General features: G+C 35.4%; 20 protein-coding genes and 3 pseudogenes. 19 read left to right on the top strand and 4 right to left on the bottom strand.

Going from position 1 to position 20,985, the window contains the following annotated elements; translation table 11 throughout:
- The 17 genes and pseudogenes from DMB92_RS08745 to fldA all read left to right on the top strand — a co-directional run.
- Window positions 1-217: pseudogene (locus DMB92_RS08745) on the top strand (hypothetical protein); the annotation flags it as partial.
- Between the two features lie 131 nt (window positions 218-348).
- Window positions 349-2,436 (top strand): type I DNA topoisomerase, encoded by a 2,088-nt coding sequence (topA, locus tag DMB92_RS08740; RefSeq protein WP_142682678.1) that lies wholly within the window; start codon window positions 349-351, stop codon window positions 2,434-2,436.
- A gap of 36 nt (window positions 2,437-2,472) precedes the next feature.
- A complete protein-coding gene (locus tag DMB92_RS08735) occupies window positions 2,473-2,874 on the top strand; it encodes a DMT family transporter (protein WP_142682677.1) in 402 nt (133 codons plus the stop codon).
- Window positions 2,871-3,185, top strand: coding sequence for a DMT family transporter (locus tag DMB92_RS08730; RefSeq protein ID WP_142682676.1), 315 nt, complete (start codon window positions 2,871-2,873; stop codon window positions 3,183-3,185). The genes DMB92_RS08735 and DMB92_RS08730 overlap by 4 nt, the downstream gene beginning before the upstream one ends.
- Window positions 3,186-3,274: 89 nt before the next feature.
- Window positions 3,275-3,958, top strand: a pseudogene (locus DMB92_RS09575) (cache domain-containing protein); the annotation flags it as partial.
- Window positions 3,959-4,858: 900 nt separating this feature from the next.
- Window positions 4,859-5,248: pseudogene (locus DMB92_RS09570) on the top strand (methyl-accepting chemotaxis protein); the annotation flags it as partial.
- 155 nt (window positions 5,249-5,403) lie between these two features.
- Window positions 5,404-6,297, top strand: a complete 894-nt coding sequence (hisG, locus tag DMB92_RS08720; protein WP_142682674.1) for an ATP phosphoribosyltransferase — start codon at window positions 5,404-5,406, stop codon at window positions 6,295-6,297.
- 8 nt (window positions 6,298-6,305) lie between these two features.
- The gene (gene hisD / locus DMB92_RS08715) at window positions 6,306-7,592 is read left to right on the top strand and encodes a histidinol dehydrogenase (RefSeq protein WP_142682673.1); all 1,287 of its coding nucleotides are present in this window, start codon (window positions 6,306-6,308) and stop codon (window positions 7,590-7,592) included.
- The gene (hisB, locus tag DMB92_RS08710; RefSeq protein WP_142682672.1) at window positions 7,589-8,644 is read left to right on the top strand and encodes a bifunctional histidinol-phosphatase/imidazoleglycerol-phosphate dehydratase HisB; all 1,056 of its coding nucleotides are present in this window, start codon (window positions 7,589-7,591) and stop codon (window positions 8,642-8,644) included. Before hisD ends, hisB begins: the two co-directional genes overlap by 4 nt.
- Entirely contained in the window at window positions 8,641-9,441 is an 801-nt protein-coding gene (locus tag DMB92_RS08705) for an HpyAIV family type II restriction enzyme (protein WP_142682671.1), read from the top strand. The genes hisB and DMB92_RS08705 overlap by 4 nt, the downstream gene beginning before the upstream one ends.
- Window positions 9,441-10,517, top strand: coding sequence for a DNA-methyltransferase (locus tag DMB92_RS08700; RefSeq protein ID WP_142682670.1), 1,077 nt, complete (start codon window positions 9,441-9,443; stop codon window positions 10,515-10,517). Before DMB92_RS08705 ends, DMB92_RS08700 begins: the two co-directional genes overlap by 1 nt.
- Entirely contained in the window at window positions 10,498-11,079 is a 582-nt protein-coding gene (hisH, locus tag DMB92_RS08695) for an imidazole glycerol phosphate synthase subunit HisH (RefSeq protein WP_142682669.1), read from the top strand. The genes DMB92_RS08700 and hisH overlap by 20 nt, the downstream gene beginning before the upstream one ends.
- A gap of 9 nt (window positions 11,080-11,088) precedes the next feature.
- Window positions 11,089-11,832, top strand: coding sequence for a 1-(5-phosphoribosyl)-5-[(5-phosphoribosylamino)methylideneamino]imidazole-4-carboxamide isomerase (gene hisA, locus DMB92_RS08690; protein ID WP_142682668.1), 744 nt, complete (start codon window positions 11,089-11,091; stop codon window positions 11,830-11,832).
- Window positions 11,814-12,581, top strand: coding sequence for an imidazole glycerol phosphate synthase subunit HisF (gene hisF / locus DMB92_RS08685; RefSeq protein WP_142682667.1), 768 nt, complete (start codon window positions 11,814-11,816; stop codon window positions 12,579-12,581). Before hisA ends, hisF begins: the two co-directional genes overlap by 19 nt.
- A gap of 169 nt (window positions 12,582-12,750) precedes the next feature.
- On the top strand, window positions 12,751-13,368 hold the full coding sequence (hisIE, locus tag DMB92_RS08680) for a bifunctional phosphoribosyl-AMP cyclohydrolase/phosphoribosyl-ATP diphosphatase HisIE (protein WP_142682679.1): 618 nt from the start codon (window positions 12,751-12,753) through the stop codon (window positions 13,366-13,368).
- A 280-nt stretch (window positions 13,369-13,648) separates the two neighbouring features.
- Window positions 13,649-13,969 carry a DUF2325 domain-containing protein gene (locus DMB92_RS08675; RefSeq protein WP_142682666.1) on the top strand — a complete coding sequence of 107 codons (321 nt, stop codon included), beginning with the start codon at window positions 13,649-13,651 and terminating at the stop codon, window positions 13,967-13,969.
- Between the two features lie 102 nt (window positions 13,970-14,071).
- A complete protein-coding gene (gene fldA / locus DMB92_RS08670; RefSeq protein ID WP_142682665.1) occupies window positions 14,072-14,563 on the top strand; it encodes a flavodoxin FldA in 492 nt (163 codons plus the stop codon).
- Window positions 14,564-14,619: 56 nt separating this feature from the next.
- On the opposite strand, the gene motB is transcribed toward fldA, so the two are convergent.
- From motB to DMB92_RS08650, 4 genes are all read right to left on the bottom strand, one after another.
- Window positions 14,620-15,360: a flagellar motor protein MotB gene (gene motB / locus DMB92_RS08665; protein ID WP_142682664.1), complete on the bottom strand. Its 741-nt coding sequence runs from the start codon at window positions 15,358-15,360 to the stop codon at window positions 14,620-14,622.
- Between the two features lie 12 nt (window positions 15,361-15,372).
- On the bottom strand, window positions 15,373-16,146 hold the full coding sequence (gene motA / locus DMB92_RS08660; RefSeq protein WP_142682663.1) for a flagellar motor stator protein MotA: 774 nt from the start codon (window positions 16,144-16,146) through the stop codon (window positions 15,373-15,375).
- Between the two features lie 13 nt (window positions 16,147-16,159).
- Complete coding sequence (gene polA / locus DMB92_RS08655; protein ID WP_142682662.1) at window positions 16,160-18,802, bottom strand: DNA polymerase I; 2,643 nt, start codon at window positions 18,800-18,802, stop codon at window positions 16,160-16,162.
- Window positions 18,803-18,874: 72 nt separating this feature from the next.
- Window positions 18,875-19,321: a YqaA family protein gene (locus DMB92_RS08650; RefSeq protein WP_142682661.1), complete on the bottom strand. Its 447-nt coding sequence runs from the start codon at window positions 19,319-19,321 to the stop codon at window positions 18,875-18,877.
- Between the two features lie 126 nt (window positions 19,322-19,447).
- Here DMB92_RS08650 and DMB92_RS08645 point away from each other — a divergent pair, with 126 nt between their 5' ends.
- A complete protein-coding gene (locus tag DMB92_RS08645; protein WP_185900187.1) occupies window positions 19,448-20,386 on the top strand; it encodes a TolC family protein in 939 nt (312 codons plus the stop codon).
- A 57-nt stretch (window positions 20,387-20,443) separates the two neighbouring features.
- The gene (locus DMB92_RS08640; RefSeq protein WP_142682659.1) at window positions 20,444-20,749 is read left to right on the top strand and encodes a hypothetical protein; all 306 of its coding nucleotides are present in this window, start codon (window positions 20,444-20,446) and stop codon (window positions 20,747-20,749) included.
- Window positions 20,750-20,985: the final 236 nt, after the last annotated feature.

Raw genomic sequence — 20,985 nt, 5'->3', positions numbered from 1 at the left:
AGCCAATACAAATTTACTTGTGCAAAGTATCAATGATATGGCTGAAAGTATCAAAGAACAAACAGCAGGTATAACTCAAATCAATGAAAGCGTAGCACACATTGAAAGTGTTACCCAAGAAAATGTGAAGATTGCTAATGATTCTTCTGTGATTTCTGATAGTGTTAATACCATAGCTGCAAATATCTTAGCTGATGTGAAGAAAAAGCAGTTTTAAAACTAAAGAGCAAGTTTATCTTGCTCTTTTCAAATCCTTTTTTACTCCCTTATATGATTTTTGTATATACTTTTAGCAAATTTTAACAAAATTTGAGTAAAATCTCTCATTTTTAAACTTAGGAATTATACATGAAAGCAAAGAATTTAATCATAGTCGAATCACCTGCAAAGGCTAGAACCATAGGCAATTTTTTAGGTGATAATTACGAGGTTATAGCCTCAAAGGGTCATATTAGAGATCTTCCAAAAACAAGCTTTGGTATAAAAATTGAAGATGAAAGCTTTAGTCCTGAATACAAGATCACAAGCGATCATACAGCCCTTGTCAAAGAGCTAAAACAAAAGGCAAGCAAGGCTTTGAATATCTTTTTAGCAACTGATGAGGATAGGGAGGGCGAAGCCATTGCTTATCATATCGCTAAGGCTATTGGCAAAGATGAAAATGCCCTGCCTCGCATAGTCTTTCACGAAATCACCAAAGATGCCATAAAAAAGGCTCTTGAAAATCCAAGAAAGCTTGATATAAACTCAGTTAATGCCCAACAAGCTAGGCGTTTGCTTGATCGTATTGTAGGCTACAAGCTAAGTCCTTTGTTAGCTTTAAAGATACAAAGAGGGCTTAGTGCTGGCAGGGTTCAAAGTGCTGCTTTAAAGATCGTAGTTGATAGGGAAAAAGAGATCAAAGCCTTTGTGCCACTTGAGTATTTTACTATAGATATGATCTTTGAAAAGGATTTAGAAGCTGAGCTTGTGGAATTTGATAGCCAAAAAATAGAAAAATTAAGCCTAACCAATAAAGACAGAGCCAAGCTCATCTTAAAAGAGTGTAAGGAGGCTAAATTTGAGGTTAGTGATATTGAAAGCAAACAAAGAAAGATAAGCACTCCGCCTCCTTTTATGACCTCAACCCTTCAGCAAAGTGCTTCTTCAAATTTTGGCTTTAATCCCAAAAAAACCATGATGATAGCCCAAAGGCTTTATGAGGGGGTTAAGACCCATCAAGGAATAATGGGCGTTATTACTTATATGAGAACAGATAGTCTAAATTTAGCCAAAGAAGCGGTTGAAGCTGCAAGAACTTTCATAAAAAAAGAATTTGGAGAAAAATACTTGCCAGCCAAGGCTAAGCTTTATACTTCCAAGGCAAAAGGTGCTCAAGAAGCACATGAGGCTATCCGTCCTACAAATTTAAGCTTTAGCCCAGAAATTGCAACTAAGTTTTTAGAAAAGGACGAATTAAAATTATACACCCTCATTTACAACCGCTTTTTAGCTTGCCAGATGAATGATGCTCTTTCTCAAAGTGAGGCTATCTTTGTAAAGGGTGGCAAGGCTTTGTTTAAGATAAGTGGGCGAAAGATCATTTTTGATGGTTTTTATAAAATTTATGGGGAAAAGGATAAGGATAAGATCTTGCCTGAGCTTAGTTTAAAACAAAGCTTAGCCGTGCAAAGCCTTGATCTGAGTTCAAATTTCACAGAGCCACCTCCAAGATACAGCGAAGCAGGGCTGGTAAAAAAGCTTGAAAGCTTAGGAATAGGGCGTCCATCAACCTATGCTCCTACCATTTCTATACTCACAAGCAGAGATTATGTAAAAATAGAAAAAAAACAGCTCATACCAAGCGAGGTAGCCTTTAGCGTGATTGAGCTTTTGGAAAAAAACTTCGCTGATATAGTTGATGCTGAATTTAGCTCAAAGCTTGAGGATACCCTTGATAAGATAGCTGAAAATAAGGCTGATTGGCAAGAAACACTGAAGGATTTTTACTTTCCCTTTATGAGAAAGATAGAAGCTGGCAAAAAAAATATAGCCTCGCAAAAAACCGTCGTTAAGCTTGAAGAAAAATGCCCTGAATGTGGGGGCGAGCTTGGCATAAGAAAGGGGCGATATGGGGAATTTGTAGCTTGTTTAAATTTCCCAAAATGCAGATATTCAAGAGCTTTAACAGAGCAAAAAGAGGCTAAAAAGATAAATACTATAGGCTTAACTTGTCCGCTTTGTAAGGAAGGGGAAGTGGTTGAACGCTTTTCAAAAAGGGGTAAATTTTATGGTTGTAGTGCCTATCCAAAATGTAATTTTATAAGCAATTTAAGGCCTGTTGATGAGGACTGTCCTGAGTGTAAATCATATCTAGTGCTAAAAGAGCTTAAAAAAGGCACTTTTTTAGAATGCCCTAAGTGTAAATTTAAAAAAGAACTTGAAAAAAATGATTAAAATGCTAAATTTAGCTTTAAAATGAGAGTTTAAAAAATGCAAAAGACAAATTTAGCCTGGGCTTTGGTGATTTTTGGTGGTATTGTTGAGTGCTTTTGGGTAAGTGGGCTTAAATACGCCAATAGCTTTGCCTTATATATTTTTACCGGACTTGGTATATTGATTTCTTTTTGTTGTATGCTTTATGCGATGAAAAGGATAGAAGTAAGTGTTGCTTATGCTGTTTTTGTGGGCATTGGAACGGCTGGAGTTGTTTTAAGTGAAATTTTCTTTTTTCATGAGCCTTTTTCTTTGCTTAAGGTGATCCTTATCGCTGTTTTGCTTTTTGGAGTTATCGGACTTAAATTTACAAGTAAAGAATACGATGATGACTTTGTGAAAGAAGTTTCTAAGGATTTAGGACTTGATGAGTTAGAACAAACAAGGACTGATCGATGAGCTGGCTCTTTTTGTTTATCGCTGGACTTATGGAAATCGTGGGCATTATAGCCATGAAAAAGCTTGTAAGCACAGGCAAAAAGATCTTTTTGCTCGCCATAGCAGTGCAGTTTATGCTAAGCTTTGGCTTTTTATCCTTAGCTATGCAAGGCATTTCTATGGGGACAGCTTATGCGGTTTGGACAGGTATAGGTGCTGCTGGAGGCGTCATTGTAGGAGTGATATTTTTTAAAGAACAAACGAGCTTTTTTAAATTTTTCTTTCTTTTTCTTGTCATTTTTTCTAGTGTTGGACTTAAATTTTTGTCTTGAAAGACGATGTGCAAAAAATGGCATTTTTATTTCAAATTTATATAAAATTTAATAAAATTGCAAGCAATAAAAACAATTAAGGAAGAAAAATGAGAGTATCGAGTAGGTTAACCCTGCTTGGATCTTTGTTGATCGCTACAATGCTTGTTGCTATAGCTATTTTGTCTTATCAGCAATCAAAAGATGATATCAACAAATATCTTAACGAAATCCAAACAAAGACCATGAACGATGTTATCTTAAATTTTAATATCCAAACAGCCCAAAAGCATAATCAAGTTTTGATTTTGGCTGATGAGTTAAGCAAGCGTGATGATATCGATCATGAAGATGTTATGAATCAAGTCAAGCTTATCTTAAAAACAGGCGGTTTTGATATAGTGTATTTTGGTATAGAAGAAACAGGAGAAAATATCCAATCAGATGGTCGAATCCTTTCTCTTGCTAAGGATAATTATGACACAAAAAATCGTCCTTGGTATGTCAAAGCAAAAACAGAAAATAGACTTGTTGCCACCGAACCTTATCTTTTTGAAGCAACCGGGAAAATAGGCATCACCTATGCAGCACCTGTGTATAAAAATGGACGATTTATAGGGGTGGTTGGTGCTGATATGGATCTTGGAAATTTCTCAAAAGAGGTCTTATCAATGGGAAATAGCACAGATACTTATACTGCTGTTTATAGTCCTGATGGGGTTATAATGTTTCATAGCGATGTTTCAAGAATGCTTAAATCAAATACCTTAAGTTCAAACATAGCAGCCACTTTAAAGGCAAATCCAGAACTTTTAGATCCAGCTGATGAAACAGATGATGTGTTTTTTGCTAATGATGATCAAGGACAAGCTCAAGCTGTGATCTGTGGACCAAGCAATAATCCAGATTACATAGTTTGTAGCGTTACTGCAAATTCAGTTTATCAAGATCCTTTAAACAGAAGCTTGATACAACAAATCATCTTAGGACTTTCTTTAATGGTCGTTGCAACCATACTCTTTAAGGTGATCATCACTAAAACTTTGGGTTCTTTAAATCTTGTATCGACAGGTTTAAACAGCTTTTTTGATTTTCTTAACCATAAGTCTCAAAGTGTTTCTAAGATCAATATCAAAACTCGTGATGAATTTGGACAAATGGCGCTAGCTATCAATGAAAATATAGAAAGAACGCAAAAAAATGTCGAACAAGATAACGCTCTTGTAAAGGACGCCTTAGTCGCTATCAATGCTGCTAAAGATGGTTCTGCTACAAAGAGAATTTCCCTTAAAGGAAGCAATCCAAGCTTAAATCAGCTCAAAGACTCTGTTAACGAGCTTTTAGAACTTCTTTGCACAGCCATAGGTAAAGATTTGCACGAGATTAACCGCGTATTTGATAGCTATACTAGACTTGATTTTAGCACCTCGATAAACAACCCGACCGGACAGGTTGATAAGGTTACTAATGCTTTAGGCGAAGAAATACGAAAAATGCTACAAACTTCTTCAGGCTTTGCTCAAAATTTAGAGTCTAAGTCAAAAGAACTAGAAGAGGCGGTGCAAAATTTAGCACAATCAGCTAATACCCAAGCAAATTCCCTTGAACAAACAGCAGCCGCAGTAGAGCAAATCACAAGTTCTATGCAAAGTGTTACAAGTAGAACAAGTGAGGTTATTGCTCAAAGTGAGGACATTAAAAATGTCATTGGTATCATTAGAGATATAGCCGATCAAACAAACCTACTTGCTCTTAATGCTGCCATTGAAGCTGCAAGAGCTGGAGAGCATGGACGAGGCTTTGCCGTTGTTGCTGATGAGGTTAGAAAGCTTGCTGAAAGAACGCAAAAATCCTTAAGCGAGATCGAAGCTAATACAAATATCCTTGTACAAAGCATTAATGATATGGCTGAAAGCATCAAAGAACAAACTATGGGCATTAGTCAAATTAATGATTCTATCTCTCAGCTTGAAAATACTACACAAACCAATGTTCAAATCGCCAATCGCTCAAAAGAAATCAGTAGTGCAGTTGATTTGGTTGCAACTGAAATTCTAGAAGATGTCAATAAAAAGAAATTCTAAATTTATCCTAACCTATTTTTATAGGTTAGGGCTTTTCATTATCCCTTAGTTTTTCTCGTTTTCTTTGTTTAAAATATTGTTCCCTCTTTCAGTTTGAATTTTTTAAATTTATGATAGAATTTAGCTCTATTTGACTAATACAAAGGGAAAATACTATGCAGGAGCGTTTGCGTATAGCCATACAAAAATCAGGTCGTTTGAGCAAGGATTGTCTCACGCTTTTAAACGAATGCGGGGTTAAAATGCATATCTACGAGCAAAGCCTCATCGCCTGTGCTACAAATTTACCCATAGATCTTTTAAGGGTGCGTGATGATGACATTCCGGGGCTTATATTTGACGGCGTAGTGGATCTTGGCATAGTGGGTGAAAATGTGCTTGAAGAAAATGCCCTTGAGCGAAAGGCAAGTGGCGAGGAAGCTAGCTTTGAAGTGCTTAAAAAGCTTGATTTTGGCTCATGCAGACTTAGCCTTGCCTTGCCCATAGATACTGAGTATAAGGGACTTGAAAGCTTTGAGGGACTTAGGATCGCTACTTCTTATCCTCAGCTTTTAAAAAAATTTATGAAAGAAAAGGGTATAAGTTATAAAACTTGCATGCTCACAGGCTCTGTTGAGGTAGCTCCTAGGGCAAATTTAGCTGATGGCATTTGTGATTTGGTCTCAAGCGGGGCTACCTTGCAGGCAAATTCGCTTAAAGAAGTAGAGACTATCTACACTTCAAAGGCTTGTTTGATCCAAAAAAAAGAGCCTTTAAGCGAAGAAAAACAAGCCCTTGTGGATAAGCTTTTGCTTCGTATCACAGGGCTTATGCAAGCAAGAGAAAGCAAATATATCATGCTTCATGCTCCAAAAAACAAGCTTGAAAAGATCACTTTTTTACTTCCTGGTCTTGAAAAAGCGACCATTTTACCTTTGGCAAATGATGATGAAAAGGTGGCTTTGCACATGGTAAGCAAGGAAAATTTGTTTTGGGAAACTATGGAAGCTCTTAAAAATGAAGGTGCAAGCTCGATCTTGGTACTACCTATAGAAAAAATGTTAAATTAGGATAAAAAATGCAAATTGTAGTTTTTGATAAGTTAAATGAAGAGGAAAAAAAAGAGGCATTAAAACGCCCTGCTATAAAGCTTGGTGCTGAACTTTCAGCCACAGTTTCAAAGATCATTAAAGAAGTTAGGGAGTTAGGCGATGCTTCTTTGATAAGGCAGGCTAAAGAATTTGATAAGGTCGATATTGGCTCGGTAAAACTTGATTCAAAGCTCATTAAAAAAGCTTCAAAAGAAGTTTCCAAAGAGCTTAAAAAAGCCATAAAAATAGCCTATGAAAACATATATAAATTCCACGAAGCTCAAATTTTTGAGCCTATCAAGGTTCAAACCCTAAAGGGTGTAAAATGCGAGCTTATAAGCCGTGCTATCGAAAAAGTGGGTCTTTATATACCAGGAGGCTCAGCACCGCTTTTTTCTACTACCCTAATGCTAGCAATTCCAGCTAAAATAGCAGGGTGCAAAAAAATCGTCCTAGCAAGCCCAGCAAAGATAAATCCAGCCATTTTATACGCTGCAACTTTATGTGGGGTAAGTGAAATTTATCAAATGGGAGGAGCTGGAGCTATCGCAGCTCTTGCTTATGGCACACAAAGCGTTTGCAAGGTGGATAAAATTTTTGGACCAGGAAACGCTTTTGTAACCGAGGCAAAAAGGCAGGTGAGTGCTGATTTTGAAGGAGCTGCTATAGATATGCAAGCAGGACCTAGTGAGGTTTTGGTTATTGCTGATGAGTTTGCAAGGGCTGATTTTGTGGCAAGTGATTTGCTTTCCCAAGCAGAACATGGAGCAGATTCTCAGGTCATTTTACTTTGTCTTAGCAAAGATTTTGCAAAAGAGGTTTCAAAAGAGGTTCAAATTCAGCTTCAAAGCTTGCCACGCAAAGAAATCGCCTCAAAAGCCATAGAAAACTCTCGCATTATCGTCGCTAAAAATTTAAAAGAAGCGGTTGAAATTTCAAATTTGTATGCACCAGAGCATTTGATTATCCAAACCAAGAAGCCAAGAACGCTTTTAAAGGACATTCAAAATGCTGGCTCTATCTTTTTGGGTGCGTATTCGCCTGAGTCAATGGGCGATTATGCAAGTGGGACAAATCATGTTTTGCCAACTTATGCTCTTACTAAAACACATTCAAGCCTAAATTTAAGCGATTTTACTAAGAAAATGACCGTGCAAGAGCTAAGCTTAACAGGCTTTAAAAAGCTTGCCCCTGTGGTTGAAACGCTTGCCAAAGCCGAGCTTTTAGATGCCCACAAAAAGGCAGTTAGCCTAAGGCTTGAAAGTCTAAAATGAGTAAAATTTTATTTATAGATAGAGACGGCACGCTCATAGAAGAGCCAAAGGATAATTTACAAGTTGATAGCCTCGAAAAACTTTGCTTTATAAAAGGAGCGATTGAAGCTTTAATAAGGCTTAAAAATTTTGGCTTTAAATTTGTGCTTATTAGCAATCAAGACGGACTTGGAACTGATAGTTTTCCTAAAGAAAGCTTTGAAAAGCCACATTTTAAAATGCTTGAACTTTTAAAAAGCTGCGGTATAGAATTTCAAGATATTTTTATTTGCCCTCATTTTGAAGATGAAAATTGTGAGTGCAGGAAGCCAAAGACCGCACTTTTAAGCGATTATATTAAATTTAAGCTCTTTGATAAGCAGCAAAGCTTTGTCATAGGAGATAGGGATACAGACATGCTTTTAGCTTCGAATTTGGGCGTTCGTGGGCTCAAAGTTGGTGAACTTAATTGGGATCAAATCCTTAATGAAATTTTAAGCACTTTTAGAGTGGCTAGGGTTCAAAGAAAGACCAAAGAAACGGATATTTTTGTCCGTGTAAAGCTAAATGGAGGAGCAAATAAGATAGATACTAAAATAGGCTTTTTTGATCATATGCTAGAACAAATTGCCGTTCATTCAGGAATAGGGCTTGAGCTAAGTTGCAAGGGGGATTTGCACATTGATGAGCATCACAGCGTAGAAGATAGTGCTCTTGCCTTAGGAGAGGCGATAAAAAGGGCTTTAGGGGACAAAATAGGCATTAAAAGATATGGCTTTTGCTTGCCAATGGATGAATGCTTGGCAAGCTGTGCTATCGATTTTTGCAACCGCCCACACCTAGTTTTTAAGGCTAAATTTAAGAAAAAAAAGCTTGGAAAATTAAGCACCGAGATGATAGAGCATTTTTTTTATTCACTTGCTTATTCTATGGGTGCAAGCCTACATTTAAAGGTTAAGGGCAAAAACGATCATCACAAAGCAGAAGCACTTTTTAAAGCCTTTGCAAAGGCTTTAAAAGAAGCAGTAAAGATAGAAAGCGAAAGCCTAGCTAGCTCTAAGGGCGTGATATGAAATATGAGCTTTTTGAAAAAAAATTAAATGATAGGGTTTTTACTCAGGATTTAAACTATGAAATTTTACTTACTGTGCTTAAAAATCCAAAAAGATATATAGGACTTTTTAGGATTACGAACGCTAAAACTAAGCTTATACAAAATTTAACTCAAAGCTGTGAGATTAAATTTGGAAATTTTATAGAAGACATTTTAAGCGAATATATAAACTCGATGAATTATGAAAGCTTAGATAAAAATATAGGGCTTGATGAAGAAGGTAACAAGCTTAGTGCTGATCAGGTTTTCAAAGATCAAAGCCAAGTTTATTTGATAGAACAAAAGATAAGAGATGATCATGATAGCACTAAAAAAAGAGGTCAATATGCAAATTTGATTAAAAAGATAAGACTTTTAAAACAAAAATTTCCCTCTCAAAAAATTAAGGCTTGTATGTGGTTTTGTGATGATAGTTTAAAAAAAAATAAAAAATATTACGAAGAGCAAATCAGCAATAACACAGATCTGCAAGTTGAAATTTCTATTTTCTATGGAAAAGATCTTTTTGAAATTTTATTTAAGAGAATGGATATTTGGCAAGAACTTATTTCTCATTTAAGGACAAATAAAGAAAAAAGAAGCAAAGAAATTTTAAGTGTGCCTGACTTTGATACTAGCCTTGAAATAAAAGAAGCCTTATTAAAAATAAAGCAAGATTATCCTAGGCTTATCAAAAGTTTGCTTTCCTCAAAAGCTGAATTTGTGGAGCTAAGAAGAGAGCTTTTTCCTACAGCTTTAAATTTAAAGGAGCTTTAATGCAAAAGGATATCATTTTGCAAGGAGATTGCTTAGAGCTTTTAAAGCAAATTCCTAGTAAAAGCGTTGATTTAATCTTTGCTGATCCTCCTTATTTTATGCAAACACAAGGGGAGCTTTTAAGGGCAAGTGGGGAGCTTTTTAAGGGCGTTGATGATGAGTGGGATAAGTTTGAAAATTTCTCTCATTATGATGAGTTTTGTAAAATTTGGCTTAGCGAGTGTAAAAGAGTGCTTAAAGATAGTGGGACGATTTGGGTTATAGGCTCTTTTCAAAATATCTTTAGACTTGGCTTTTTAATGCAAAATTTGGGCTTTTGGATTTTGGGCGATATTATTTGGAATAAAACAAATCCTGTGCCAAATTTTAAAGGAACTAGATTTTGCAATGCTCACGAAACTCTTATTTGGTGTTCTAAAAGTAAAAACGCAAGATACACTTTTAACTACAAAACAATGAAATTCTTAAATGAGGGCAAACAAGAAAAAAGCGTGTGGAATATAGGGCTTTGTATAGGAAATGAGAGATTGAAAGGAAGCGATGGTAAAAAGCTTCACAACACCCAAAAACCAGAAGCCTTGCTTGAAAAAATCATACTTTCAAGCACTAAAGAGGGGGATTTAATCTTAGATCCCTTTTTTGGCACAGGCACAACAGGAGCTGTAGCTAAAAAGCTTGGTAGACATTTTTTAGGCATAGAAGAAAATGAGCTTTATATAAAAGTGGCAAATTCAAGAATAAGACAGGTAAATCCCATAAGTAATGCAATCACTAAGGGAGAACTTGAGAAAAAACCTCCAAAAGTAAGCTTAAAAGAGCTTTTAAATTTAGGCTTTTTAGAACAAAATCAAAAATTTTATGATAAAAATAAAAATTATGTTTGTTCTTTACGAGATGATAAGGTAAGCGATGATAATGAACTTTTAAGCATTCATAAAATGGCAGCAAAAAAGCTTGGAAAGGAAAATCACAACGGCTGGAATTATTTTTATATCTTTAAAAACGACAAATTCATAAGCCTTGATTCCTTAAGATATGAATATGAAAGGATAATAAATGAAACTAGCCATCATTGATACAGCTTGTGCAAATCTTGCCTCTTTAAGCTTTGCTCTTAAACGCCTTGGCTTTGAAAGCGTGATTAGCGATGATATAAAGGAACTTGAAAAGGCTGACAAGCTCTTTTTACCAGGAGTTGGCACGGCTTACAAGGCTATGTTAAATTTAGAGCAAAAAAAACTTGTGGAATTTATCAAAAACACGAAAAAGCCCTTGCTTGGAATTTGCCTTGGTATGCAAATTTTAGGCGAGTTTTCCCAGGAATTAAATCAAAAAACCCTAGGCATAATGCCCTTTGAGACTGTGAAATTTAGCCAAAAAGAGGGATTTTCTCTGCCTCACATGGGCTGGAATGATATTTCTAGCTCTCATCCTCTTTTTAAGGGGCTTAACGGGGCTTTTTTTTATTTTGTTCATAGTTATTGCGTAAAGCAAAGTGATCATAAAATCGCAAGTTGTGAATATAGCGAGGATTTCGTCGCAGCCCTTGCTAAAAATAATTTTTACGGCGTGCAGTTTCACCCTGAAAGAAGTGGGGAAGCTGGAGAGCTTTTGCTTAAAAATTTCACTGAACTTTAAAGGATAAAAATGCTAGAAACAAAGCTCATTCCAGCACTTGATTTGATAAATGGCAAGGTAGTAAGGCTTTTTAAGGGGGCTTATGAGGATCAAAAAATTTATGAGTTTGAGCCCTTGGCTAAATTTAAAGAGTATGAAAAAGCAGGGGCAAAATGGCTTCATTTGGTCGATCTTAGTGGGGCAAAAGAGCCAGAAAAAAGGCAAAATGAGCTGATAAAGAAGCTTTGCTCTAAGGTAAGCGTAAATTTACAAGTGGGTGGCGGCATTAGAAGTAAAGAAGATATAAAAGCTCTTTTAAATGCTGGGGCAAAACGCGTTGTCATAGGCTCTTTGGCTCTTAGGGATAAGGAGTTTACTAAGGAGCTTTTAAAGGAATTTGGTTCCGGTCAAATCACGCTCGCCCTTGATGTTATCCCAAAAAAAAATAAATATTTTGTAGCCACTAATGCTTGGCAAGAAAGAAGCGATACTACTCTTTTTGAGCTGCTTGAATTTTATGCAAAGGCTGGATTAAAACACCTTTTGTGCACGGATATTTCAAAAGATGGCACGCTAAGTGGGGCAAATGTGCGACTTTACACGCTCATTCATGAGATCTTTGCAGGCATTTGTATCCAAGCAAGTGGGGGCGTAAATAGCCTTGAGGATTTGAAAGCCTTAAAGGGAAGTTGTAGCGGGATTATCGTTGGTAAGGCCCTGCTAGACGGAGTTTTTAGTGCTAAGGAAGGGGTTGAATGCTTACAAAAAGAATAATTGCTTGTTTAGATGTAAAGGATAACCGCGTTGTAAAGGGCGTGAAATTTCAAAATCATAAGGATATGGGCGATATAGTAGAGCTTGCTAAGTTTTATTCGCAAAATGGCATTGATGAGCTTGTTTTTTATGATATAAGTGCAAGTGTGAAAAAAGAGCGTATTTCAAGGGCTTGGGTTAGTAAGGTCGCATGTGAGATTAGCATTCCTTTTTGCGTGGCTGGTGGCATTAAAAGCGAAGATGACGCACGCGAGCTTTTGGCAAGTGGGGCGGATAAGATTTCTATTAATAGCCCAGCCTTGCAAAATCCTTCTTTGATCGAAAGCCTAGCTAAAAGCTTTGGGGTGCAATGCGTGGTTGTTGGCATTGACAGCTTTAAAGATGAAAGTGGGAGGTTAAAGGTCTATCAATTCACAGGCGATAGCAAGACCTCGGCTCATAGTGGTAAATTCACGCTTGAGTGGGTCAAAGAGGTGCAAGAAAGAGGGGCTGGTGAAATAGTGCTAAATATGATGAATAATGACGGGGTTAAAAAAGGCTATGATTTAGAGCAATTAAAAGCTGTGAGAAAGCTTTGCAAGATCCCCCTTGTAGCAAGTGGAGGAGCTGGGACTAAAAAGCATTTTTTAGAAGCTTTTAATATAGGAGTTGATGCATGCTTAGCTGCTTCCATTTTTCATCAAAGGATTTTGGATATTAAAGAACTTAAGCTTTTTTTAAAGGAAAATGGCTTAAATGTGAGGCTTTGAGGCTGTTTAAAACTAGCTAAATGAAGTAAAATTAGTTTAAATTTAAAAAACTAAGCCCAGCTAAACACAGAAAAAGCTTAAATTTAGTGCTTTTTTCTTGTGCTTTAAAATGCTTCTTTAAATTTAAACTTTTTTAAAAATTTATTAAGGAAAGACAGTGTTAGAAAAGATAAATTTAGAAGAATTAATAAGAGAAATCAACTGGCAAAAGGTAGATAAGCTTCTGCCTGTCATCGTGCAAGATATAAGAAGTAGCGAGGTCTTAATGCTTGGCTATATGAATGAGGAGGCTTTAAGGGCTAGTTTTGAAAAAAAACGCGTGGTTTTTTACTCACGCACTAAAAAAAGGCTTTGGCTTAAGGGCGAGGAAAGTGGGAATTTCTTGGATATCGTAAATTTAGGGCTTGACTGCGATAAAGATAGCCTTTTGATTTTGGCAAAGCCTTGTGGTGTTACTTGTCATACAGGGACGATTTCATGCTTTGAGGAGGTGTCAAAAGAGGCTGATTTTGTCTTTTTAGCAAGACTAGCTAGGCTTATAAATGAGCGTAAAAATGCAGATGAAAGCACTTCTTACACTGCAAAGCTTTTTAAAAGTGGCACTAAAAGAATAGCACAAAAAGTAGGAGAAGAAGGCGTTGAAACAGCCCTAGCAGCTTGCGTGAGGGATAAATTTGAGCTTGCAAATGAGGCGGCTGATTTGCTTTATCATTTAGAAGTTTTGCTTGCGGATTTAGATCTAAGCTTAAATGATGTCATTGCTGTGTTAAAGCAACGCAATCATTAAAATATATTTAATGTATTTTTAAAATTCAAATTTTGTATTTTTTTGATAATAACTTTTATATAAATAGCTTTTTATGTAAAAGTTTTATCTTCATGATAAGTATTTCTTAAATTTTTTATATAGCTTGTTATATAGGCTAATTTTACTTATAATTTTTGTATTAAATTTCTAATTTTTATTTTTTAATTATGAATATATTTTTATAATTACTTTCAAAATAAATTAAGTTTGTTTATATTATAATAACAATTATTAAAATATTTGTCTTAAGGAAACGATAATGTCAGTTTTAGTCATAGGTGCAGATGAAATCACTCCTATTAAAGCGGTTTTACATGATTTGGGTGCTAAAAAAGTCGAACATTGGGATGCAAGAAATGAAAATAGAGTTAATCGCAAGCCCATACCACAAGATACCAAATGCGTTGTGATGCTAACAAGCTTTTTAAATCACAATACAATGAAAAAGATTAAAGGCGAAGCTAAGAAAAGAAATATCCCCTTAGTTTGTGCTAAAAGAAGTGTGAGTTGCGTGTATTCTGAGTATTGTAAGGTGTTTAATTTATCAAAAAATTTTTCTTGCGAAGGTTCGGGCAAATAAATTTTTAAGGATTTTTATTAATATCTTTATGTTAAAATTAGGACTTTCTATTCTTATTTTTAAGGATAGACACGCAAATGATTTCAATAAAAAGGAGATTTTATGTCAGTAGCAGTAGTTTATGGAAGTGCTATGGGCAACACAGAAGGTGCGGCAAATACGATTGCTGAAAAACTAGGCATTAGCGAAGTTTTAAATGTTGCAGATGTTGATGCAGATAAGTTAAACTCATATGATAAGCTTATTTGTGGTACTTCGACTTGGGGAAGTGGAGATTTGCAAGATGATTGGGATGCGTTTGATTTTTCTGGTTTAAAACTTAGCGGAAAAACTGTAGCTGTTTTTGGTATGGGAGATAGCCAAAGTTATTCTGATAGTTATTGCTCTGGAATGGGTAAATTAGCCGAAAAACTAAAAGAAGCAGGAGCTACTTTAGTGGGCGAAATCTCAACCGATGGATATGAATACGAAGAAAGCGAAGCTGTAGTTGATGGTAAATTTATAGGCTTAGCACTTGACAACGACAACCAAGAAGATCAAACTGAAAGCAGAATTGATGCCTGGGTAGCTCAAATCAAACCTCAATTTTCTTAAATTTATGAAGTTTGCTTTTTAGCAAACTTCAATTTCTTTCATCTCTTTTTATCTTTTCATTGAACATTTGGATTAAAGTTTTGTATGCTTTCAAGTACTGATTTTTGAGCATTTTCATCAGTTATATCAACCTTGTAATAAATTTCAACTCGGTTATTTTCTAAAGAACTTGCATCGCCATTGATAGGCTCATTTAAACCATAGCTTTTGAGGCTGATATTTTTCACATCGACACCTTTTTCTATAAAAAATTTTCCTACAGCTTCAGCCCTTTGAAAAGCAAGTTCATAGCTTCTTAGAGCTGAGTCGCTATTATCTGTAAAACCTCTTATTTCTATTTGAACTTGTGGAGGAAGTTGCATAGAAAAATCAGCCATGTATTTTAAAAAATCTTGAATATCAGCAGTAGCTATTTCCGCACTACCTCTTGCAAACTGCACTTTTGCAGGAAGATTTAAGGCAACTTGATTTTCATTTTGATCCAAAGCAGCTTTTAGCTTTCTGATCGTTTCTTGCTGAGTCATAGTAAGAGACTTTAGAGCATCAATTTGATCTTGAGGTGTTGTGGTTGCACCCTTGTGTTGTTGTTGGTTTGCACTTTCTTGTTCCGTTGTTTGAGTTACGGTATAATCAAAAATTTTGATAAATTCGGTTTTTAAAGCCTCTGTTTTTGCAGGATTACTTTCGCTAATCGCCCAAAGTGCGATAAAAAGCGCCAAAAGTAAGCTTAAAAAGTCTGCATAAGGCACAGCCCATTTTTCACCTGCTGGGCATTCTGGACATTTGTGTTTTGCCATTTTCTTACTCTCTTATTTATCAAATTGCGAAATTTTTGTATCACCATGTCCTAAGAAGTTAAAAAGCTTAGCTTCTAAATCTCTAGGATTAGCACCCTCAGCTATACCCTTTATAGCTTCTGTGATTACTCTTTGTTCTTTGACATACTCCATACCATTAGCCTTCATTTTATTTCCCCAAGGTGCAAAAAGTGCGTATGCACCAAAGATGCCTGTAACCGTAGCCGTAAATGCACCGGCAATACCAGCAGCCATAGCTTGAGGATCATCAAGAAGTTGGAGTGCAAGCATAAGCCCCATAACCGCTCCAACAAGCCCCATAGTAGGACAAGTTTCCCCAAAACGAATCCAATACTCAGCACATTCTTTATAATACTCTTCAAGTTCTTCGGTTTGAATTTCCATACTTTCATGTATCTCATCAAAACTTTTTCCATCAACAAGCATCATTAAAGCATTTCTTAAGAATTCATTGTCGATCTCATTTGTTTTTGATTCAAGTGCTAAAAGTCCATCTCTTCTTGCAATAACAGCAAATTCAACAAGCTGAGCTATGGTTTCAGGAAGATTAACCTTTGCTCCTTTAAAGACGATACCAAGTTCTTTATAAGCTGCTTTTACGATCTTTTTGTGTGTTGCTGTCATAGCACAAAATCCAGCCGTTGGCATCACGATAAGAAAAGATGAAAGGTGAAGAACATGCAAAGGGTTTCCACCCTCTAAAATATCACCTACTGAAATACTTGTTACCGCCAATACCATTCCTAATATGGTCGTTAAATCCATTTAATATTTCTCCTTATTTTAACTCGCCCCAATTTTTAGCGATACTCGATGAAGTTTTTAAATTTACTTTTAATTTTACTATATTTTCCATAATATCACTAGCTTTTTTTGCAAAATTTTCGCATAATTCATCTTTGACTTCAAAAATCAGCTCATCATGAATTTGCAAAATCAACCTTTTTTCATCGTCCAAAAGCTTTGCTATCTCAAGACTTGCAAGCTTTATCACATCAGAAGCTGAGCCTTGCAAGATAGAATTTACACTTTCTCTTTCATAAGCAGCACTCATCATCGCACTTGCATTTTCAAAGTCAAAATACCTTTTTCGTCCAAGCAAGGTCTTGATAAAGCCGTTTTTTCTAGCCTCGATTTTGACATTTTCAAAATAACTTTTTATGCTCGTGAAATTTTCAAAATACTTTTCGATATATTCTTTTGCAAGTTTTGCTTCGATATTTAAATTCTTGCTTAAAGTTTTATAGCCCATTCCATAAATAAGCCCAAAATTTATGCTTTTGGCTATGCTTCTTGTTTCGTAATTGCTTTGTCCAAATATCATCACAGCCGTTCTTGCATGAATATCCTCATCATTTGCAAAAGCACTGATAAGCTTTTCATCTTCGCTAAAATGAGCAAGCATTCTAAGCTCGATTTGAGAGTAATCAAGAGAGATAAAACTAAAGCCTTTTTTGGCTATAAAGCAGGATTTATAGTCTTTTGCGTATTGTCCGTGTGCGGGGATATTTTGTAAATTTGGATCTTTTGATGAGAGGCGTCCTGTGGCTGTTCCTGTTTGTAAAAAGCTTGAGTAAATCCTTGAATTTTCATCATTTAAAGCCAAATTTAAAAGTGGCTCGCAATATGTTGAATAAAGCTTTGCAAGCTCTCTATAAGCTAAAAGCTTAGCAATGATAGCGTGCTCATCTTTAAGTTCATTTAGCACCTTTTCATCGGTTGAAAAAGTGCCGTTTTTGCCCTTTTTTCCACTTGGTAAGCCAAGTTTGACAAAGAGTATATCACTTACTTGTTTTGGCGAGTTTATGTTAAATCTCTCCCCAGCAAGCTCGTAAATTTCTTCACTCAGTGCTTTTATATCCACGCTAAATTTTTGCATAAGTTTGCTCAAAAGCTCAGTATCAAGCTTTAAGCCGTTATTTTCAAGCATTAAAATGACTTTTATAAATGGAAATTCCACATCTTTAGCAAGATCAAGTAAGGGTTTTTCTAAATTTTGTAAAAAATAAAGATAAAATTTAAGCGTTATAAAAGCATCTTCACTAGCATATAGGGCAGCCTTTGAAAGATCCACACTTGCAAAGGTTTCGCCCTTTTTTACCAAACTTTCAAAGTGCAAGGTTTCATAATCAAAAAGCCTCTTAGCCAAATCGTCCATATTTACGCGACTTGATGGGTTTTTAAGCCAAGCTAAGATCATCGTATCAGCATAGTTTTGCGGTAAATTTAAGCCAAAATTGTTTTTGATGATTTCAAAATCATATTTGAGATTATGCCCCACGACAAAGGCTTGATAGATCAAAGTTATAGCCTTTTTTGCCACCTCAAAAGAAATTTGTTTTGGCACACCTAAATAATCATGATTTATCGGCACATAAAAGGCTTTTTCTTCATTCATACAAAAGCTAAAACCAACGATTTTTGCATGCTTGGTATCAAGTCCTGTGGTTTCAGTATCAAAGGCGATGATCGTTTCTTTATCAAGTCCTTGTAAAAGCGAAAAAAGCTCGTTTTCATCGGTGATAAGTTTTGCTTGGAAGCCTAAATTTTTATCCTTATTTTGAGGATTGCTCCGCAATTTTTTAAGCACTAAATTTAGCTCATATTCTTGTAAGATATCAACGACTTTTAAAAGCGGCTCTTCTTCCTTAAATTCAGCCCCAACAAGTAAATTTGAAACATCAAGCTTATCATATAAACTTGCAAGCTTTTTGCTCAAAAAGGCATTTTCCTTGCCCTCTAAAAGCAAGTTTTTACTGCGTTCATTGCGAACCAGGGTTAAATTTTCATAAATGCTTTCTAAATTTCCAAACTCATCAAGCAAGGTTTTTGCACCCTTTGCACCTATGCCTTTGACTCCGGGGATATTATCAGCACTATCTCCGCAAAGAGCTAAGAAATCTCTGATTTGTGAGGGTTTTACCCCGTATTTTTCAAGGCAGGCTGCTTCGTTATAATCATTTTTTGAAATAGGGCTATAAATACTTACCTTATCATCTTTTATAAGCTGGTAAAGATCTTTATCTTGGGTGATGATACGCACAAAAATGTCCTTGTCTTCACATTCTCGCACTATAGAAGCGATGATATCATCAGCCTCGTAGCCCTCAAAAGATGAGGATTTAAAGCCCATTTTTTCTATCATTTGTATGCACACAGGGATTTGTTCTAAAAGTTCAGGCGGTGGGGGAATGCGGTTGATTTTGTAATTAGGATCAATTTCGCTGCGAAAGGTCTTGCCCTTGCTATCAAGAGCAAAGATTAAAAAATCACTTTTGTATTCATTTTTCAAACTATAAATAAAATTAGCAAAGCCAGAAACCATGCTACTTGGCTTTCCTGTGCTTGTTTTTAAGCCCTTTAGAGCATAAAAAAGCCTGAAGAAAAAGCCAAAGGTATCGATGATCGTTAGGGTTTTCAAACCTTTTTCCTTTTTTTGAAATAAACAAGGATTATAACAAATTTAGCTTGAATTCTTTTTATAAATTTCTTTCTATGCAAAATAAAGTGCAGAAAAAATCAAAACCAAGTATCTAAAAATCTTGCCCAAGGCGATGAAAAAAGTAGCTTTTAAAAAGGAATATTTACTCAGCCCAAGCCCTAAAACAAATATATCTCCCACCAAGGGCAAAAAGCTTAAAAAAGCATAAAAACAACCAAATTTTTTAAAATTTGCATTCATTTTTGAAAGTTTTTGTAAAGGCTTTGAAAAGTATTTTTCAAGTATCAAACTCTTACCAAAAAAGGCTAAAGCATAGGTGCTAAGGCTTCCTAAGGTATTTCCAAGACTTGCGATGAAAAGTACCCAAAAAGGCGAAAAATCAGCGACTACAAAGCCCACTACAAAGGCTTCAGAAGCTAAGGGATACAAGGTTGCTGAGATGAAGCTGATAAGAAAAAGCCCGCCATAGCTTAAATTTTGAAGCAATGTATCAAACATTACAATCTTCCTTGTCATTTTATAAGAAAAATTGTAACATTTTATATTTTTATATTTTTATATTTTTGAGTAAAAATTTTAAAAAAATATTATAATTAATCTTACATTTATTTTTGGGAGCTTGCTTTGAAATTTTTAAACCTCTTTTTAGTGCTTTTAAGCTTAAGTCAAGTTTTTGCAAAGGAAAATTTGAGCCTTGAAGAGTGCATTCAAAAAGCAAAGCAAAACTATCCACTTTATAACAATACAAGCCTTTTGGACGAGGCTTTAAGCCTAAATTTAAGCAAGCTTAACAAAAATTTTATCCCTCATGTGAAACTTGGTGCAAAGGCTACTTATCAAAACGAGGTTACGCGTTTGCCCCTTGAAAATCTGCCTATAAATTTTGATTACAAGCCTTTAAATAAGGATCAATATAATCTTTATGCCGAAATTTCCCAGCCCTTGCTTGACTTTGCTACCCTTGCACAAAAAGCTTATAAAAGGGCTGAATTTCAAAGCGAGCAAGCTTCTTTGCAAAATGAGCTTTATAAGGTGCAACAAAGTGTTATAAATGCTTATTTTTACTTGCTTTTGATCAATTTACAGCTTGAGCAAAATGACATTCATCTTAAAGAGCTTGAAAAAAATCATACTTACATAGAAAATTTACTTCGAAATGGCGTTGCTTTGAGGGAAGATTTAGAACGCATTGAGATTGAAATTTTAGATAGTAACGCAAGCAAACAAGAGCTTTTAAATCAAAGATTTTCCACAGCTTACACGCTTTTTAAGCTTACAAATTTAAGCCTTGATGAATACGAGCTTCAAATGAGTAGTGTTAAAGAAATGAGCCTTTATCTTAGCAAAATAGGCAAACTAGAAAACAAGCTTTTGACCAAAAGACCTGAAATAGCGTATTTTGACGCTAAAAGGCAAGAAATCGAAGCTTCCAAAAAGCTTGAAAATGCGAAAAATCTACCCTATTTAGATCTTTTTTTACAAGCAGGTTATGGCAATCCTACCTTAAATATGCTTAAAAATGAGTTTGACACTTACTATATCGTGGGCGTGAGGGTGAACTGAGATTTTAGCAATTTGTATTCAAACAAGGAGCAAAGTGAGCTAAGAAGGGTGCAAAAAATGCAAATTGCCTCAAGGCAAGAAGAATTTGAGCTGAATACAAAAATTTTACTCACAGAAGCTGGAACAAGGGCTTTAAGCTTGCTTGAAAAATTTAAACAAAATGAAAAAATCGCTCTTTTGCAAGAAAAAATCACCCAAAGTTCGCAAAGCAAAATGCAAAATGGCGTGATGAGCGTTAATGACTTTTTAACAGATATTAACAAACTTCATTCGGTTAAGCTTGCGACAAATTACCCAAAAATCGAGTTTTTAATGCAGGTTTATAATATCAAACAAATACTAAATTTATGGGAAATGCAATGAAAAAATTCAGTTTTTAAGCCTTATTTTTATCCTCATACTAACAGCTTGCAGCAAGGATAGCAATTTTGATGCTATGGGTATTTTTGAAAGTGATGAAATTTTAGTTTCTTCAGAAATCAGCGGTAAAATTTTAGACATAAATTCCCAAAACCCCAAAAAGCCTTTTCAAAGGAATTTTTTGTGTCCGTTTCTACTTGTTTTTAATCATTTCTTAAAAACATTTGTAGCATTGTATA

Source organism: Campylobacter sp. MIT 99-7217, assembly GCF_006864365.1.
Taxonomy (GTDB): domain Bacteria; phylum Campylobacterota; class Campylobacteria; order Campylobacterales; family Campylobacteraceae; genus Campylobacter_D.
The sequence above is the reverse complement of the archived record's forward strand: the minus strand, read 5'-3'. Positions and strand labels throughout refer to the sequence as shown.